Annotated in this window: 14 protein-coding genes; 11 read left to right on the forward strand and 3 right to left on the reverse strand. The window is 41.4% G+C overall.

The window, feature by feature from the left end; translation table 11 throughout:
- Nucleotides 1–10: 10 nt before the first annotated feature.
- Nucleotides 11–1,432, reverse strand: a complete 1,422-nt coding sequence (locus H4075_RS07965; protein WP_182805735.1) for an ATP-binding protein — start codon at nucleotides 1,430–1,432, stop codon at nucleotides 11–13.
- A 169-nt stretch (nucleotides 1,433–1,601) separates the two neighbouring features.
- Nucleotides 1,602–2,747 carry a serine hydrolase domain-containing protein gene (locus H4075_RS07970; RefSeq protein WP_220494897.1) on the reverse strand — a complete coding sequence of 382 codons (1,146 nt, stop codon included), beginning with the start codon at nucleotides 2,745–2,747 and terminating at the stop codon, nucleotides 1,602–1,604.
- A gap of 59 nt (nucleotides 2,748–2,806) precedes the next feature.
- Between H4075_RS07970 and clpB the strand changes: the two genes are divergently transcribed.
- The 7 genes from clpB to H4075_RS08005 all read left to right on the forward strand — a co-directional run bounded on the left by clpB (nucleotide 2,807) and on the right by H4075_RS08005 (nucleotide 14,446).
- On the forward strand, nucleotides 2,807–5,449 hold the full coding sequence (gene clpB, locus H4075_RS07975) for an ATP-dependent chaperone ClpB (RefSeq protein ID WP_182805737.1): 2,643 nt from the start codon (nucleotides 2,807–2,809) through the stop codon (nucleotides 5,447–5,449).
- Nucleotides 5,450–5,499: 50 nt separating this feature from the next.
- Nucleotides 5,500–6,081 (forward strand): DsbA family protein, encoded by a 582-nt coding sequence (locus tag H4075_RS07980; protein WP_182805739.1) that lies wholly within the window; start codon nucleotides 5,500–5,502, stop codon nucleotides 6,079–6,081.
- A gap of 185 nt (nucleotides 6,082–6,266) precedes the next feature.
- Entirely contained in the window at nucleotides 6,267–9,038 is a 2,772-nt protein-coding gene (locus tag H4075_RS07985; protein ID WP_182805741.1) for a DUF1553 domain-containing protein, read from the forward strand.
- A gap of 4 nt (nucleotides 9,039–9,042) precedes the next feature.
- On the forward strand, nucleotides 9,043–10,551 hold the full coding sequence (locus tag H4075_RS07990) for a DUF1501 domain-containing protein (RefSeq protein ID WP_182805743.1): 1,509 nt from the start codon (nucleotides 9,043–9,045) through the stop codon (nucleotides 10,549–10,551).
- A 21-nt stretch (nucleotides 10,552–10,572) separates the two neighbouring features.
- Nucleotides 10,573–11,508 (forward strand): sugar phosphate isomerase/epimerase family protein, encoded by a 936-nt coding sequence (locus tag H4075_RS07995; protein WP_182805745.1) that lies wholly within the window; start codon nucleotides 10,573–10,575, stop codon nucleotides 11,506–11,508.
- A gap of 196 nt (nucleotides 11,509–11,704) precedes the next feature.
- The gene (locus H4075_RS08000) at nucleotides 11,705–13,126 is read left to right on the forward strand and encodes a c-type cytochrome domain-containing protein (protein ID WP_182805747.1); all 1,422 of its coding nucleotides are present in this window, start codon (nucleotides 11,705–11,707) and stop codon (nucleotides 13,124–13,126) included.
- 87 nt (nucleotides 13,127–13,213) lie between these two features.
- On the forward strand, nucleotides 13,214–14,446 hold the full coding sequence (locus tag H4075_RS08005) for a TCR/Tet family MFS transporter (protein ID WP_182805749.1): 1,233 nt from the start codon (nucleotides 13,214–13,216) through the stop codon (nucleotides 14,444–14,446).
- Here the strand turns inward: H4075_RS08005 and H4075_RS08010 are convergent, their stop codons facing one another.
- Nucleotides 14,447–14,881, reverse strand: a complete 435-nt coding sequence (locus tag H4075_RS08010) for a DoxX family protein (RefSeq protein WP_182805751.1) — start codon at nucleotides 14,879–14,881, stop codon at nucleotides 14,447–14,449.
- A 202-nt stretch (nucleotides 14,882–15,083) separates the two neighbouring features.
- Here H4075_RS08010 and pdhA point away from each other — a divergent pair, with 202 nt between their 5' ends.
- From pdhA to H4075_RS08030, 4 genes are read left to right on the forward strand one after another with little or no spacing between them, the layout of a single operon-like run.
- Complete coding sequence (gene pdhA / locus H4075_RS08015) at nucleotides 15,084–16,076, forward strand: pyruvate dehydrogenase (acetyl-transferring) E1 component subunit alpha (protein ID WP_182805752.1); 993 nt, start codon at nucleotides 15,084–15,086, stop codon at nucleotides 16,074–16,076.
- Between the two features lie 50 nt (nucleotides 16,077–16,126).
- The gene (locus tag H4075_RS08020) at nucleotides 16,127–16,816 is read left to right on the forward strand and encodes a tetratricopeptide repeat protein (RefSeq protein WP_182805754.1); all 690 of its coding nucleotides are present in this window, start codon (nucleotides 16,127–16,129) and stop codon (nucleotides 16,814–16,816) included.
- A gap of 20 nt (nucleotides 16,817–16,836) precedes the next feature.
- Nucleotides 16,837–17,343, forward strand: coding sequence for a 6,7-dimethyl-8-ribityllumazine synthase (gene ribH, locus H4075_RS08025; protein ID WP_182805756.1), 507 nt, complete (start codon nucleotides 16,837–16,839; stop codon nucleotides 17,341–17,343).
- A gap of 22 nt (nucleotides 17,344–17,365) precedes the next feature.
- Nucleotides 17,366–18,085 carry a (Fe-S)-binding protein gene (locus tag H4075_RS08030; RefSeq protein ID WP_182805758.1) on the forward strand — a complete coding sequence of 240 codons (720 nt, stop codon included), beginning with the start codon at nucleotides 17,366–17,368 and terminating at the stop codon, nucleotides 18,083–18,085.
- The last annotated feature ends 25 nt before the right edge of the window (nucleotides 18,086–18,110 follow it).

Consider the following 18,110-nt stretch of genomic DNA (forward strand, 5'->3'; position numbering starts at 1 on the left):
ATTACACTTGTTAATGCGATACAATTTGTTGGTTTAATGGAATGCAAACGGTGAATACCGTCCGTCCTGGAGTTGATTCAACTTTTATTTCTGCATTATGCCGCTTGATGATCCTGTTTACTATGTCGAGACCAATACCGGTTCCTTCTCCCACTTTTTTGGTGGTGAAGAACGGATCAAAAATGCGGGAAATAATTTCTTTCGGGATACCACTTCCATTGTCAATAACAGCAACCGTTACATCTTTTTGTGTACATCTTGTTTCAATTGTAAGCGTACCATTTTGATCGAGTGCAGAAATAGCGTTGTCAATTAAGTTGGTCCATACCTGGTTGAGTTCGCCAACATACGCAGGCACCACAGGCATATCGGTACAAAATTTTTTCACTACTTCGATATTCTTTTTTCGCAGTTTAAAACCAAGTAGAGTTAATGTATTTTCAATATCAGTATGAATATTGGTTGGTTGCAAATCATTGGTACGATCCATGTGCACATGACTTTTGATCGAAGCAACCAGTGTGGAGATACGTTCCGATGCATCACCAAGGTCCTTGATCATTTTTTGTGAGCTGATCAGGTTTTCGAGCCATGGAATTACCCGTGTGAATGCTTCTGCGCCTGCATCGTCACGGATCTGTTCCAGGTCATTTATTGTAAAACCAAATTCAGCAAAGGTCTCAGCTGCTTCCCGTTGTTTAACGCCATTGCTCTCTAGCCAATCTTCTATATCGTCCTGCAGTTGCATGCTTTGAAGTGCACTGTGTTTTTTATTTTCAACAGGAGTGCTTTCTTTTTTTTCAACGATCGCATGTATGTGTTGAATATGCTCAGCCGTCATTTTGCAATCGAGTAATTGCTTTGTGAGTAGATAATTTCTGCTTACACGTTTTGTTAACTCATCTGCTATGCCACTGATGGCAGCTGCGGGATTATTCAATTCATGTGCAATGCCTGCTGCGAGATTACCGAGCGCATCAATCTTTTCATGTTGCAGTTGCGTAGTGGCAAATATTTTTGCACGTTCAGTCATGTAGCCAATAAGACGCTGAATAAGATCCGGGTTGAGTACTTCCAATTCATGAAAATGATCTTTGTGCAAACGCAACATTTTTACTTCGCCTAAGGCATAGGAATAGCCGGGGATCGTTTTCATTCTGGAATAGGGTAAAAGTCCGCCTACGCCACCAGCCACATTATTGTTTTCAAAAGTGAAATAATACACCTGCCTTCCGTTGACGTACATATAGAAAGTCACTTTGCCTTGCAATGCGATCCACATTACATCTGCCGGTTCGCCATACTTGGCGATAATATCTCCATCCTTGTATTCAAAATAGTCTGAGCGGTCAATGATCCATTGGAGATGTTCATCGGGCAGATCACTAAAAGCGATAACATTTTTAAGGTCTTCAATCTTTACCGGAGGCATGGTGAGTTGGTTTTAAATGAAGATGGTGATCGGGAAAGTAGTTACTTAAATATACAACAGTATTTTACAAACACAAACGCCACTGCATTGGCAGTGACGTTTGTGAATCTTTTCATTTTCTTATTTAGTGTAAATAGCTTTTGTGGTTGAACAGCCACGTGCAAATAAACTACCTCATCACATTATCCACCAATCCTTTCAACTCTTTATACTTTTCATGTCGTCCTTTGTTCTTTAAATTGTACACAAACAAAAACGCACAATACTTTTTATCATTATCGATCCATGGAAAAGAACCAAACAAACCGGGGCTGCTTACTGCAACTCCACGTTTTGAAACAGGCATGGCATCTTTCTTTTCACTCACTGCCAATGGTGCATCCATGATCCATTCACCAAAACCATAGCCCCAGTTGCCTGCTTCTTCAGGGCTGTAAGCCATTTCTACATCACGACCTAAACGGTTCTTCTGCATTTCATTTACCAATGCTTTACTGATGATACGCTTGCCATTAAACTCACCTTCGTTCATCAGCATGATCAAAAAGTTCATGTAATCTTCTGCTGTGCTAAACGCACCACCCGCCGCAAGGGGTACGCCGCTCTTTCCAAAATCAGTATTCTTCATTTCAAGCGGATCAGCAATGCGTTCTTTAAATGCGGTTTCAAAATCTTTCTCACTTACTTTTTCAATTATGCCTGCAACAATTTGCAACCCTGTATTGCTGTAATGAAAATATTTTCCCGGTGTGCCTTCCATCGGTAACATAGCTATTTGTTCAAGGGATTCAAACATGCTCTTTACATTCTTCATGCCATTGAGCATATCACGGAGTCCGCCACTTTTAATACCTGTTGTATGATTCAAACATTGCCATACTTTAATACCACCTTTACCATACTTCGTCATTACGGGCAAAAATTTTCCAACGGAGTCGGTTAGCCGAACTTTGTTTTCATCAATGTAGGTCATCAGCAAAGCAGCAGTAAACCATTTGCTGCTGCTGGCAATACGTTCACGGGTGGTGCTGGTATAATCCTGCAACACTTCTTCCACATCCTTGCCCTGCACTTTTGCTTTGATCTTTCCACGGTTCTGCTGGGCCTTCGTTAAATTGTTAAAGTTCTGCGTGTAAGCAAATTTTCCATCCTTATAGATCATTAATACAGCACGGCCGCCGAGGTCGGTAAGATTCTTATTTACCCACTCATCTACCTTACTAAAATCCTGTTGGGCAAAACCCAACTGAAAGAATAACAGGAAAACAAGGCTGGCACTGACTTTGGGGCGGATATTCAAACGGTTAAGTGACATTCTTTCTGAATTTTTTAATTGGATTGTGTTTTGAGACTAATGTTTAAACTATTCGAAATATGAATTTAGGAAACTTCACTATAAAAGCAGCTGAAGCTGTGCAGCAGGCACAGCAACTGGCATTTAATGCGCAGAATACAAATATTGAGACTGAACATATCCTGAAAGCGTTGCTTGATCAGCAGGATAGTCCTGTTGAATATCTATTGAAGAAAAACAACGTTACGGTAAATCTTGTTGAATCAAAGCTAAATGAGGCCATTAACCGTTTGCCAAAAACAAGTGGCGAACCTGCGCAGTCAATTGGCCGTGAAGCCAATAATGTGGTGTTGCGTGCAGGTGCATCACTTAAAAGTTTTGGTGATGAGTTTGTAACGCCGGAGCATTTACTGTTAGCAATTGTACAAGGCAATGATTCAACAGCAAAACTGTTGAAAGATGCAGGCTTAACAGAAAAAGGACTGATCACCGCTATTAAAGATCTACGTAAAGGTGATACAGTAAAAAGTCAAACACAGGAAACACAATTCAATGCATTGAACAAGTATGCAAAGAACTTAATTGAAATGGCGAGACAAGGTAAACTTGATCCTGTGATCGGTCGTGATGAAGAGATACGCCGCACTTTACACATCTTAACACGCAGGAGTAAAAACAATCCAATACTTGTGGGTGAGCCTGGTGTTGGTAAAACTGCAATCGCAGAAGGATTGGCGATGCGCATTGTGAATGGTGATGTGCCGGAAAATTTGAAATCGAAAATCATTTATGCATTGGATATGGGACAACTCATTGCCGGTGCAAAATATAAAGGTGAGTTTGAAGAACGTTTGAAAAGTGTGGTGAAAGAAGTAACAACCAGTGATGGTGAAATTATTTTGTTCATTGATGAAATTCATACGCTTGTTGGTGCAGGCGGCGGCGAGGGTGCAATGGATGCAGCCAATATCCTGAAGCCTGCACTGGCAAGAGGTGAGTTGCGTGCTATTGGTGCAACCACCCTGAATGAATATCAGAAATTCTTTGAAAAAGACAAAGCACTTGAACGTCGTTTCCAGAAAGTGATGATCGATGAACCAAGTATGGAAGATGCAGTTTCGATCTTACGTGGTTTGAAAGATCGCTATGAAACACATCATCATGTGCGTATTAAAGACGAAGCAATCATTGCAGCAGTTGAATTAAGTGTACGTTATATCACCGATCGCTTTTTACCTGATAAAGCAATTGATCTGATCGATGAAAGTGCAGCCAAGCTTCGTTTGGAAATGAACAGCATGCCCGAAGAGCTGGATAAGCTTGAAAGGCAGATCCGTCAATTGGAAATTGAACGTGAAGCCATCAAACGTGAAAGCGATGAATTTAAATTGAAAGAACTCAATACCGAGATCGCCAATCTTTCTGTTGACAGAGATACCCTCAAGGCAAAATGGAAAACAGAAAAAGAGTTGGTGGAAAAAGTGCAGAATGCAAAAGCAGAAATTGAAAACCTGAAGTTGCAGGCTGAACGTGCAGAACGTGAAGGTAATTATGGATTGGTAGCTGAAATCCGTTATGGAAAAATTAAAGAACAGGAAACGCAAATTGCAGTATTAACGCAACAGATTGAAACAAGCGGGGAAAAACGGCTGTTGAAAGAAGAAGTGGACGCAGAAGATATTGCTGAGAATATTGCGAAGATGACTGGCATTCCTGTGGCAAAGATGTTACAGAGTGAGCGTGAAAAATTATTACATCTGGAAGATGAATTGCACAACCGTGTAATTGGTCAGGATGAAGCAATAACTGCTGTTGCAGATGCCATCCGCAGAAGCAGGGCGGGGTTGAGCGATCCAAAGAAACCAATCGGTTCGTTTATTTTTCTCGGAACAACAGGTGTGGGTAAAACCGAACTGGCGAAAGCGCTGGCAGAATACCTGTTTGATGATGAAGGAATGATGACAAGGATCGACATGAGTGAGTACCAGGAAAAGCATACGGTTTCAAGATTGGTGGGAGCGCCTCCGGGCTATGTGGGTTATGATGAAGGTGGTCAATTGACCGAGGCTGTTCGCCGTAAACCTTACAGTGTGGTGTTGCTGGATGAGATCGAAAAAGCCCATCCGGATGTCTGGAATGTGCTGCTGCAGGTGTTGGATGATGGCCGACTCACCGATAATAAAGGCAGGGTGGTGAACTTTAAGAACACTATCATCATCATGACGAGCAATATTGGTAGCCATTTAATTAGTGAGGCGTATGAAGGCGTAAGTACTGAAAATGAGATAGATAAGGCTGCGGAGCGGGCAAAACTGGAAGTTATGACGTTGCTTAGACAAACCATTCGGCCCGAATTCTTGAATCGTGTGGACGAAATCATTATGTTTGCACCATTACTTCGAAAGGAAATCAAATCCATTATTCGCATTCAGCTGAACAATCTCAAGCAACTTGTTGCCCAAAGCGGAATACAGCTGGAATTTTCTGACTACACCCTTGAATTCCTTGCCGAACATGGTTTCGATCCCCAGTTTGGTGCAAGACCCTTAAAGCGATTGATCCAGAAAGAGATCGTAAATGGGCTAAGCCGAAAGATTTTATCAGGCGATATCGAAAAAAGCCGCAAAGTTCTTGTGGATGTGTTTGATGGCGTAGTTGTTTTCAGAAATGAAAACGACGAGACTCCTTCAACAAAGGAAAAGAACAAGGCAGCAACTACCTGAGATTAACAGTTGATAGGTTTTGAATTATTAAATAAAAAAGGACAAAGGTTATGGCACACAAAGCAGTAGAAATAGAAATTATCCCACCAAAAGATATATGGGTCGGCAATAAACAGGCACCGGTTAAATTAGTGATGTATGGCGATTATGAAAGTGAAGCCTGTGCAAAAGCAAACGAAGTAGTTAACCAGTTAATGGGCAAATACGAAGATAAATTACAGTTTAATTTTCGTCATTTTCCGTTGACACGTATTCATCAACGTGCACAAAAGGCCGCAGAAGCTTCAATTGGTGCAGCACAGGAAGGTGAAGGCAAGTTCTGGGATATGCATAATATCCTTTTTGCTCACCGTCGTCAGCTAGGTACCATCAGTTTGAAAGGATATGCAAAAGAAGCAGGTGTAACTGATAAGAACTTCCTGACAAAGCTGGTTGATTCAGTTTATGGCTGGAGCGTTCGTGCAGATTTGCTTGAAGGCGCAGACAAAGGTATCAGAGATGTGCCGTTCTTCTATATTAATGGTGAAGTGTACAATGGCCCGGTGAATGTAAGTGCATTCAGCAAAGTCATTGATCTGCTGGCAACCGCTAAAAAGCCTGCCGCAAAAGCAGCAACTAAAAAAAGAGCGTAAAAAGAGCATGATGCTCGTATACAGGCAATGAAGAAATTCATTGCCTTTTTTTGTGCCTGATAACCATACGTTCATATCCAGGTTGCGCAATCGATTGAAAAGCAGAAACCACAGGTCGGTATGGGATTAAAAATAACGTAGTTTTAAAACGCAAAAATCAACCAGCAACGATTACCAGCCGCCAAATGAATTTGTTTGTCAATAAAAAAAGAAACATTGTTATTGCAATAGTAGTAGCCATTGGATTGGTGACTACATTTTTCATGCAGCAACCCTCAAACAAAATTGATTTCAGTGCCGATGTTAAACCAATCCTCAACAAGAAATGTATTTCCTGTCATGGTGGTGTGAAAAAACAGGGAGGCTTCAGTTTTTTATTTCGTGAAGAAGCTCTTGCTGTTACTGAAAGCGGAAAGCCAGCCATCATTCCGGGTGATCCTGATGGCAGCGAAATGATCCGCAGACTTACATTAAATGATCCGGAAGAACGGATGCCTTACAAACATGATCCGCTGAGTAAGGAAGAAATTTCTATTTTAAAAAGATGGATCAAACAAGGTGCAAAATGGGGAGAGCATTGGGCTTATCTTCCTGTGGAAGAACCAACAGTGCCAACAGGCAAACGTCGTTTCTTTGGTTTGCTGAAACCGGAAAAACCGGTGTGGGTTAAAAATGAGATCGATTATTTTATCAACGAAAAATTAGTAAAGGAAAAAATACAAGCTTCGGTTGAAGCAGATAAAGCAACCTTATTACGCCGTGTGAGTTTAGATATTACCGGTCTTCCTCCTTCCACATCATTAGCGCAACAGTTTTTAAACGATACATCTTCGAATGCTTATGAACGGTTAGTTGACAGCTTACTTGCTTCATCACATTATGGAGAACGATGGACAGCTTTGTGGATGGACATGGCACGTTATGCTGATACAAAAGGTTACGAACGTGACGCACATCGCTCTATATGGCGTTACAGGGATTGGTTAATTCAATCGTTTAATCAAGATAAGCCTTACAACGATTTTTTAATTGAACAGGTAGCAGGTGATCTGTTGCCAAACCCAACCGATGCACAATACATTGCAACAGCATTTCATCGCAACACCATGACAAATGATGAAGGTGGTACTGACAATGAAGAGTATCGCACTGCTGCAGTGATGGATCGTGTAAGTACTACCTGGGAAACATTAATGGGTACAACCTTTGCGTGTGTGCAATGTCATAGTCATCCATATGATCCATTCAGGCACGAAGAGTATTATAAATTTCTTGCCTTCTTCAACAACACAAGAGATGAAGATACTTATGAAGATTTTCCTGTGTTGCGTGAATACAAAAATGTTGACAGTTTAAAATTTGAAAAATTAAAAGTTTGGTTGCAGCAAAATGTTTCGAAAGAGAAATATGCAGAGATAGTACGTTTTATTAAAACAGGTCAGCCTGTTATTAATTCTGTAGTAACAGATGCATTTACCAACAGTGCCCTTGCTGATACAAAATGGCTTTCATTAAGAAACAATGGAACTTGTCGTATAAAAAAAGTTGACCTGACTAACAGGAACACGCTGATGTTTCGTTATTCAACAGGTATGGAAGCTGGAAAGTGGAGTATTCATCTCGATAGTATTGGCGGGCCATTGCTTACGACCATTTCACTCAAAACAACAAAGGGTTGGGAAATAGCAAGTGTTCCCATTCCCGTTGCAAGCGGAGTGCATGATCTGTGGTTCAGCTATAAAAATCCAAACCTTAAAAAGCCCGAAGAGAACGGAGCAAATTTTAGTTGGTTTTATTTCACGCAATCTTTTCCCGGTAATGATAAGCCCGGTTACGATTCAGCACAACAATATTATTTTGATCTTGTACGATCCAATCAATACACTGGCACTCCGATCATGGTTGAAAATACAAATGATCTGTTTCGCACAACCAATGTGTTTGAACGGGGTAACTGGATGGTAAAGAGTGATGAAGTGAAACCCGGTGTGCCAGCTACATTAAATCCCATGCCAGCCAATGCTCCTGCAAATCGTTTAGGGCTTGCGATGTGGTTGACCGATAAAAAAAATCCATTGGTATCAAGAACCATTGTTAACCGCATTTGGGAGCAATTGTTTGGTCATGGTCTTGCAGAAACATTGGAAGATCTCGGTACGCAAGGTATAGCACCAACGCACCAGGAATTGCTTGATTGGCTTTCGTATAAATTAATGACTGACTATAACTGGAGTTTGAAAAAACTGATCAAAGAAATTGTACTATCTGCAACGTACAGACAAAGTTCAGTTGTATCAAAAGAATTGCAGGAGAAAGATCCGGCGAACAGGTTGTATGCACGTGGGCCCCGTGTACGTTTATCAGCTGAGCAATTAAGAGACCAGGCATTGGCCGTAAGTGGATTGTTGAGCAGAGACATGTATGGCCGGAGTGTGATGCCTTATCAACCAGTGGGTATCTGGCTTACACCTTACAATGGTGATAAATGGAAAATGAGTGAAGGCGGCGATCAATACCGCCGAACCATTTATACTTACTGGAAACGAAGTGCACCTTATCCATTTATGATGATGTTTGATGGTGCTGCACGTAATGTATGTGTGGCAAGACGCATCAACACCAATACACCTTTACAGGCATTGGCAACATTGAACGATTCTTCTTATCTCAACATGGCACGCAATCTTGCTTACAACATCAAAAAAGAAGAGGCAACCAGTGTAGCACAACAAATAAGTAAGGGCTATGAACATATGATGTATAAAGCCATCAGCAAAGAAAAACTCAATGCACTTACAACGTTGTACACACAATCAGTAAATGTGTTTAAAGAGGATAAACTGAAAGCATGCGAAGTAATTGGTATGGATAGTAAACATAATACACCTGAAACAGCAGCGTTGGTTGTTGTGATGAATGCCATGCTGAATCTTGATGAATGGATAACAAAAAATTAAGTACATGACCAGGAACGAACTACATAATCAAAGACTGGCAAACGAAGCAAAGGAGAAACAGTTGCAGCAGTTTACCCGTCGGCATTTTTTAAAAGAAAGTGCCATGGGCTTTGGTGCATTGGCATTGGGTTCGTTGATCACCGGTTGTGGAACTGGATCAGGCAATGCTTCATCGCAATTATTTGATCCGGCACATCCATTAGCACCACGCATGCCTTTCTTTCCAGGCAAAGCAAAATCTGTTATCTATCTGCACATGGCAGGTGCACCATCGCAACTGGAATTATTTGATTATAAACCTGAGCTTGCAAAACTCAATGGACAGGATTGTCCGCCATCTTTATTGGAAGGAAAGAAGTTTGCATTTATTCGTGGTGTGCCTAAAATGTTAGGACCGCAAGCCAACTTTAAACAACATGGGCAAAGTGGTTTATGGGTAAGTGATTACCTGCCGCATTTTTCTTCAATTGTTGATGATGTATCTATTATAAAATCTGTCACCACTGATCAATTTAATCATGCACCTGCACAGTTGTTAATGCATACAGGTAGTGCACGTTTAGGACGACCAAGCATGGGTTCATGGGTTACTTATGGGTTAGGTACAGAAAATCAAAATTTACCGGGCTTTGTTGTGTTGACATCGGGTGGTAATAATCCTGATGCAGGTAAGAGTGTGTGGGGTAGCGGTTTTCTGCCAAGTGTTTATCAAGGCGTGCAATGCCGCAGCGAAGGTGATCCGGTTTTGTTTATCAACGATCCCGAAGGTATGGGTCGTGATCTTCGCAAAGCATCCATTGATGCGATTAATAAAGTGAACCAGGAACAGTATAAAGAATTCAATGATCCTGAAACCTTGTCACGCATTTCACAATACGAGATGGCGTACAAGATGCAGATATCTGTACCGGAAGTAATGAACATAAATGATGAGCCTGCCTACATTCATGAGATGTATGGCACACAACCGGGCAAAGCAAGTTTTGCGAATAATGTTTTGCTTGCACGTAAGCTGGTTGAAAAAGGTGTACGTTTTGTACAGTTGTTTGATTGGGGTTGGGATACACATGGTACGAGTGCCGATGGTGCAATTGATATTGGCCTGATCAATAAATGCAGAGAAGTTGATAAATCAATGACCGCTCTTATTCTTGATTTGAAACAACGTGGATTGTTAGAAGAAACTTTAGTTGTTTGGGGTGGTGAGTTTGGTCGTACGCCTATGCAGGAAAATCGTGATGGAAAAGAAATGCCGTTTAAAGGAAGAGATCATCATGCAGAAGCATTTACGATGTGGATGGCCGGTGGAGGTATCAAAGGCGGAACTACTTATGGTGAAACAGATGAGATTGGATACAGTATTGCCAAAGGAAAAGTTGAAGCATTCGATTTGCAGGCAACCATTCTTAATCAACTCGGGTTTGATCATGAAAAGTTCACGTATGAATTTCAGGGACGACCGTTCCGTTTAACTGATGTAGCAGGAAAAGTAATTACAGATATTATTGCATAATTCATTTTCAAGAAAATACAAATGAAACAAAACCGCCGCACATTTATGAAAGCTACTGCATCAGCAACTGCAGCAACCATGCTTTCCCCGTTTGCAACATTGGCTTCAGCAGAACAACCTGTGTTTCCAAAAAATGATCAATTTAAATTGCTGATGATGCAAACCAGTTGGGGATTTAAAGGTAATATCGATGCTTTTTGTGCGGCTGCAAAAAAAGAAGGGTATGATGGTATTGAAGTGTGGTGGCCTGCTGATGATGTAAAAGCACAAACAGAACTGTTTGATGCGTTGAAAAAACACGGACTGCAGGTTGGTTTTCTTTGTGGCGGTTCGCAAACAAATCACCAGGAGCATTTCGATACGTTTAAAAAAAATCTTGATGCTGCTACTGCCAACAAAATTCAGAAACCTGTTTACATCAATTGTCATTCAGGACGGGATTATTTTACTTACGAGCAGAATAAATTGTTTATCGATCAAACAACAAAACGTTCAAAAGAAACCGGTGTACCTATCTATCATGAAACACATCGTGGACGAATGTTGTTTGCTGCGCATATTACAAGACAGTTCATCGAAAAGAATCCTGAGTTACGTTTAACATTGGACATATCGCATTGGTGCAACGTGCATGAAACATTATTGACCGATCAAAAAGAAACTGTTGATATTGCATTAGAGCGTGTAGATCATATTCATTCAAGAGTTGGTCACCCGGAAGGCCCGCAGGTAAGTGATCCACGTGCACCGGAGTGGGAGAGAGCATTGAGTGCACATATAGCCTGGTGGGATAAAGTAATTGAACGTAAGAAGAAAAAAGGTGAACTAATGACGATCTTAACAGAATTTGGTCCGCCTGATTATTTACAAACATTGCCTTATACAAGACAGCCGGTAGCAGATCAATGGGCAATCAATGTGCACATGATGCAGCTACTGCGTAAACGATACCAGTAAAAAGGTACAAGGAGGAAAATCCAAAAAACAAAATCCAAAAAACAAGCAAAGGCACAAGGTTCAAGGTACATGGTTCAAGGAATAAAATACAAAAACCAAGGCACAAGGATCAAGACAAGTACACGCATAACTTAAAACTTAAGAACTTAGAACTTTTATTCATTACTCATCACTGATTACTCATCATTCATCACTCATGTTGTTATCTGTTTCTGATTTTATCGGTCGTTTTCATCCTGTGTTCGTGCATTTGCCAATCGGTATTTTGTTGCTGGCTTGTCTTTTTCAATGGTTGATGATCAAAGACCGGTTTGCGGTTTTGCAACCTGCCATTCCTGTAACATTGTTTTGGGGAATGATCAGTGCCATTGCATCCTGCATCAGCGGCTACTTACTTTCAACAACGGGTGATTATGATGCACAGTTGGTGGGCAGACATCAATGGTTGGGTATTAGTGTTGCAGTTGTTTCACTTATCCTGTATGTATTGCACAAACGGTCTGTCAGCGGAAGAACAGCAAGAATTGTTTCGCTTGTATTGTTTTTGCTTATCACTATTACAGGGCATTTAGGAGGTTCGTTAACTCATGGTTCAACTTATTTAACCGAAGGTTTGAATGCAGATGCTGCTGATAAAAAAGGAGCTGCAATTCCACCTATTCCAAATATTCAGGAAGCAGTTGTGTACAACGATATGGTGAAACCCTTACTTGAAGCAAGGTGTTATAGTTGTCATGGCCCGAATAAGAAAAAAGGCAAACTTCGTTTAGACACAGAAGAGTTTATTTTGAAAGGTGGGGAGAGCGGCAAAACAATCATTGCAGGTGATGCTGAAGCAAGTGATCTCATCGAACGTTTATTGTTGCCACAGGACAATGACGATCATATGCCACCAAAAGAAAAACCACAACTAACGCAACAGGAAATTGCATTGCTGCATTGGTGGGTGAGTAATGGCGCACATTTTTCAAAGAAGGTGAAAGATCTGCAACAAACAGAAAAAATAAAACCGGTATTGCTTGCGCTGCAAAAAGGAGATGTTCCTGAAGCCGAAAGTAAACTATCGGATGTGCCCGAAACAGAAGTGTCGAAAGCAGATGAAGCAGTGATCAAAAAATTACAGGCAGCTGGTGTAATTGTTACTCCAGTAGCACAGAATAGTAATTATCTCTCCGTCAATTTTGTAACGGCTGTTTCAACGGCAGATAGTGTGATGAAACTTTTTGGTTTGTTGAAAAAACAACTGTTGTGGTTAAAACTCAATAACCCAACTGTTAATGATCATGCGATTGAATTTATTAAGGACTGCAAAGCCATCACCCGGCTACAACTAAGCAATACTGCAATAACTGATAAAGCAATGGCCACAATAAAATTGCTTCCCCAATTGCAATCGTTGAGTCTTGTTGGTACGAAAGTAACAGCAGAAGCAGTGCTGCAATTGCAATCGTTGAAAATGCTGAAATATATTTATCTGTTCCAGACGAATGTAAGCCGCAACAACTGGGCTGCATTACAAAAAGCATTTCCTTCAACAACGCTCGATTCAGGTAATTACGTTGTGCCACTCTTAGCAACAGACACAATAAAAGTAACAGCCCCGGTAAAGCCACAATAACAACTTAGCGGAAATTGTCAACCGGTGAATGGGTTGTCTTTTCTTCGAAAGAAGAAAAAGTACATCTTTGCAGCTCAATCATCAACTATGGCTTCCGGAAAAAACGCTGCAATTGGTTTCATCTTTATCACCTTGTTGATCGATGTGATTGGCTTTGGAATTATTATTCCCGTAATGCCCAATCTTATTGAGGAGTTAGCCCATGTAAATGTTAGCGAAGCGTCAAAAATCGGAGGCGTGTTACTTGCTGTTTTTGCCATTACGCAGTTTGTATTTTCGCCATTGGTAGGCAACCTGAGCGATAAGTATGGCCGTCGTCCCATTTTATTGGCATCGCTTTTTGCATTTGCACTTGACTATGTGTTGTTATCCTTCGCACCAAATCTTGGATGGTTATTTGTCGGCCGTATCATTGCCGGCATCACCGGTGCAAGTTTCACCACTGCGTCTGCCTACATTGCCGATATCAGCACAGCAGAAGACAGGGCGAAAAATTTCGGAATGATAGGGGCAGCCTTTGGTTTGGGATTTGTGATTGGACCAATGATCGGTGGATTGCTGGGCGGACTTGGCACACGAGTTCCCTTTATGGTTGCCGCCGGTTTGTGTTTCCTCAACTTTCTCTACGGTTATTTTATTCTTCCTGAATCATTAAAACCTGAATTGCGTCGTCCGTTTGAGTGGAAGAGAGCAATCCCTGGTGTAAGCATCATCAACCTGAAAAGGTATCCTGCTATACTCGGTCTGATTGTTTCATTAGTGCTGGTGTATCTTGGCGGGCATGCGGTACAATCGAACTGGAGTTTCTTTACGATTGAACGTTTTAAATGGACACCCGGCATGATCGGTATTTCATTAACCGTGGTAGGTGTGTTGGTGGGCGGAGTACAGGCCGGATTAACAAGGATCGTAAATCCAAGATTGGGGAATGAAAAAAGTGTTTATATCGGTCTGGCTTTTTATGCGCTGGGTATGTTGTTGTTTGCATTTGCAACTCAAAGCTGGATGATGTTTGTCTTTCTGGTTCCTTATTGCCTCGGTGGTATTTGCGGCCCGGCATTACAATCGATCATGGTGGGGCATGTGCCTGCTAATGAACAGGGAGAGTTACAGGGATCTCTTTCAGGGCTCATGAGTCTAACCACAATCGTTGGGCCTTTACTCATGACCAATACATTTGCTTACTTCACAAGTAAATCGGCGCCCGTTTATTTCCCGGGCTCATCATTCCTGTTAGGAGCTATCCTCATTATTGCAAGTGCGTTCATTGCTTATTATTCGCTGCATGTAAAACCGGCACGGGCAGCTGCTGCAAGTTGATCAGCTCTTCTTTTTCCTGAAATAATGATCATCCAACGAAAGTGGTCCGCCTCCTTCTGCAAAAAAGAAAATGAGCAGTGCTAAAATTACCAGCGAAAGGCCTAATTCAGATTGACCGCTAAATACGCCTTGTTTGGCGTTTACAAAAAATATCGCTCCGATAAGGATTGGTACCTGCATCAAAACCGCCCATCGGGTAAATAATCCGACAACGATCAATGCACCTCCCAGCAGATGCAGCCATGGGATGGCCGTACTTAACCATCCTTGCGAAGAGAGATTGCTTTTCAGCAAAATATCCTGCAGCAAAATATTATTACTGATGAATGAAATGCCTTTTAAAATAAGGCTGAAACCCAGTGCAACACGCAGTATCACCAACCACTTGGGGTGATGGGTGATGCTCCATTGCTGAAGTTGATGTAACATACCCATAACAAAAGATTGAATGAAAGAACTAAAAATCAACATTTAAAAGTTACGCAATTAAAGGCACGATGCCAAGAAGAAAGAGCAGCACAGAGCAGGTTGGCTTTAATACCTTCAAACGGAGGGTTTTTTAGAAATCCACAATCTAAAATCGGCCATCTGAAATTAACACTGTCCCCTTATCTTTGCCACTCTAAAAAATTACGACGTGGCCACTAAATTCACGAAAGAAACTTATCTCTACTGGTATGAGTTAATGCTGCTCCTTCGCCGTTTCGAAGAAAAAGCCGGACAATTATATGGTATGCAAAAGATCCGTGGTTTCTGCCATCTCTACATTGGCCAGGAAGCCATTGCCGCAGGTTGTATGACAGCTACCAAGGGAGAAGATAAAATGATCACTGCCTACCGTGATCATGGTTTAGCCATTGCAAAGGGTGTTAGTGCAAAAAGCTGTATGGCTGAATTGTACGGAAAAGCTACCGGTTGTTCGAAAGGTAAAGGTGGTAGTATGCACTTCTTTGGAGTAGATGTTGGTTTCTACGGCGGTCATGGTATTGTGGGTGCGCAGATCGGTACAGGTGCAGGTTTGGCTTTTGCTGAAAAATATAAAGGAACGGATGCCGTTTGTCTTACGTTCTTTGGAGATGGTGCTGCCCGCCAGGGTATGCTCCACGAAACATTCAACCTTGCCATGTTGTGGAAATTGCCCGTGATTTTCATCTGCGAAAACAATAACTACGCAATGGGTACATCTGTATCACGTACAAGTAATGTAGTTGATATTTATAAATTGGCAGATGCGTACGAAATGCCTGCTGATAGTGTTGATGGGATGGATCCTGAAGCGGTGCATGAAGCAGTAGCCCGTGCGGTGAAACGTGGAAGAACAGGTGAAGGTCCAACTTTACTCGAGATCAAAACCTATCGTTACAAAGGTCACTCAATGAGTGATCCGCAGAAATACCGTTCTAAGGATGAGGTTGAAGAATACAAGCAACGTGATCCGATTGAAACTTCTAAAAAGAAATTGCTGGAAGTATTTGGTGTAAGTGAAGCAGAAATTGAAGTGATCAACGAACGTGTACGTTTGGAAGTTGAAGAGTGTGTAAGGTTCTCAGAAGAAAGCCCATATCCTGATGCAGATGAATTGCTGAAAGATGTGTATGTTGATCAAAACTATCCGTTCATTGTTGACTAATGAAGCGTGATTGATAATAGTGAACGTTTATAACAAGAATCCATATTAAAATGTCTGAAACAAAAAAAACAACAGCACAGGAACTTAACGAAGTGCAAGCCATCAAACAAGCGAAAGATTTCTGGGGTCGTTTCTCAAAGCCCATTACCTATATCGGTGGATTGGTGATCTTGCTTGCAGGCGGTTACCTGGTGTATAAGAATTTCTTTATTGGTCCGAAAGAAACAAAGGGCAATGAAGCAATCAGCCGTGCACAACAATACTTTGCACAGGACTCATTAGATCTGGCATTGAATGGTGATGGTTCGGCAGCAGGTTTTCTGAAAATCGCTAAAACTTACAGCGGTACAAAAGCAGCAAATCTTGCTCATTACTATGCAGGTGCTATTTATCTCCGCAAAGAAGATTATAACAATGCCATCAAACAGCTTGAAGATTTTTCAACAGATGCTACACAGGTACAAAGTGCAGCATGGCGCATGCTGGGCGATGCTTACATGAGCACCGATAAAAAAGAGAAAGGCGCTTCTTACTACGAGAAGGCAGGTACACTTAATGATAAAGATGAGTATACTTCGTCTGAAAATCTCTACCGTGCAGCAATGGCTTATGAAGTGGCAGGTAAAAAAGAAAAAGCAACAGAGCTGTTAAAAGCATTGAAAGAAAAATATCCAAAGTCAACTGCAGCAGGGCAAGCTGAAAAATATCTTGCACGACTTGGTGTAGTTGGTAATGAATAAACAGCTTAACCAATCATATTATGGCAGAGGTTAGCAATAGCAACTTATACCAATTAACTGCAGGCACTCACGATTTTTCGGGTGCCTGTGTTGTATTAGTACGTACCGAGTGGAATGCAGCGGTGATCGATGAACTCGAAAAAGGTTGCAGAAAAATACTCGACGAATTTGGTGTGAATGAAGTACTGACTGTAACAGTACCCGGTGCTGTGGAAATTGGGTTTGCAGTAAAGGCTTACTGGGAAAGTAAATCGAGGCATATCAAAACAAGACCGCATGCATTTATTACACTTGGTTGTATTGTGCGTGGTGATACGCCTCATTTTGACTATGTATGCAAAGCAGTTACAGATTCTGTAACACAACTGAATCTTACATTAGATGTGCCGGTGATCTTTGGTGTGCTTACTGTTGAAAATCAACAGCAGGCCATAGATCGCATTGGTGGTTCGCATGGTCACAAAGGTGAAGAGGCAGCTATCACAGCATTAAAAATGATCTTGCTCAATACTTCATTAAAAAAATAAGCGCTCAACACATCGTTGACTTATGACTGTACAACTGTTTATACCTTGTTTTGTTGATCAGCTTTATCCTGAAACCGCTTTTAACATGGTGAAGGTGCTGGAGAAGTTTGGTTGTAATGTAAAGTACAATGCAAATCAAACCTGTTGCGGCCAGCCCGCCTTTAATGCAGGTTTCCAGAATGAGTGTAAAGATGTAGCAACAAAATTCATTAAAGATTTTTCCGGGAGTGAATACATTGTGGCACCAAGTGCTTCCTGCGCCGGCTTTGTACGAAATTATTACGGCAAGATTTTCGACAACTCATCGATGCACAACGAGGTGAGAGATCTGGGTAAACGACTTTACGAATTCAGCGAGTTCCTGACGGATGTATTGAAGGTGGATAACGTTGGCGCAAAGCTGGAAGGCAAAGCAACCTATCATGATAGTTGTGCAGCGTTACGAGAATGTAAGATCAAAGAAGGTCCACGTAAACTTTTGCAGAATGTCCAAGGATTAGAAATTGTTGAAATGAATGATGTGGAGACCTGTTGTGGTTTTGGCGGCACCTTTGCGGTGAAGTTTGAACCCATCTCCATTGCAATGGCCGATCAAAAAGTAAATAACGCTCTTGCAACAGGAGCACAATACATGATCTCTACCGATATCAGTTGTTTGATGCACCTCGAAGGTTACATCAAACAAAAAGGGCACAATCTCCGAACATTACACCTTGCTGATGTGTTAGCAAATGGGTGGTAGGAGTGAAAAATGTGAAATGATAAAT

Source organism: Lacibacter sediminis, assembly GCF_014168535.1.
GTDB classification, from domain to species: domain Bacteria; phylum Bacteroidota; class Bacteroidia; order Chitinophagales; family Chitinophagaceae; genus Lacibacter; species Lacibacter sediminis.

Coding starts and splice junctions, on each gene's coding strand:
- ribH (WP_182805756.1), top strand. CDS start 16,837: ATGGCAGAGGTTAGCAATAGCAACTTATACCAATTAACTGCAGGCACT.
- H4075_RS07985 (WP_182805741.1), top strand. CDS start 6,267: ATGAATTTGTTTGTCAATAAAAAAAGAAACATTGTTATTGCAATAGTA.
- H4075_RS08005 (WP_182805749.1), top strand. CDS start 13,214: ATGGCTTCCGGAAAAAACGCTGCAATTGGTTTCATCTTTATCACCTTG.
- H4075_RS07980 (WP_182805739.1), top strand. CDS start 5,500: ATGGCACACAAAGCAGTAGAAATAGAAATTATCCCACCAAAAGATATA.
- H4075_RS08000 (WP_182805747.1), top strand. CDS start 11,705: ATGTTGTTATCTGTTTCTGATTTTATCGGTCGTTTTCATCCTGTGTTC.
- H4075_RS08020 (WP_182805754.1), top strand. CDS start 16,127: ATGTCTGAAACAAAAAAAACAACAGCACAGGAACTTAACGAAGTGCAA.
- H4075_RS07990 (WP_182805743.1), top strand. CDS start 9,043: ATGACCAGGAACGAACTACATAATCAAAGACTGGCAAACGAAGCAAAG.
- H4075_RS08030 (WP_182805758.1), top strand. CDS start 17,366: ATGACTGTACAACTGTTTATACCTTGTTTTGTTGATCAGCTTTATCCT.
- H4075_RS08010 (WP_182805751.1), bottom strand. CDS start 14,881: ATGGGTATGTTACATCAACTTCAGCAATGGAGCATCACCCATCACCCC.
- H4075_RS07970 (WP_220494897.1), bottom strand. CDS start 2,747: ATGTCACTTAACCGTTTGAATATCCGCCCCAAAGTCAGTGCCAGCCTT.
- H4075_RS07995 (WP_182805745.1), top strand. CDS start 10,573: ATGAAACAAAACCGCCGCACATTTATGAAAGCTACTGCATCAGCAACT.
- H4075_RS07965 (WP_182805735.1), bottom strand. CDS start 1,432: ATGCCTCCGGTAAAGATTGAAGACCTTAAAAATGTTATCGCTTTTAGT.
- clpB (WP_182805737.1), top strand. CDS start 2,807: ATGAATTTAGGAAACTTCACTATAAAAGCAGCTGAAGCTGTGCAGCAG.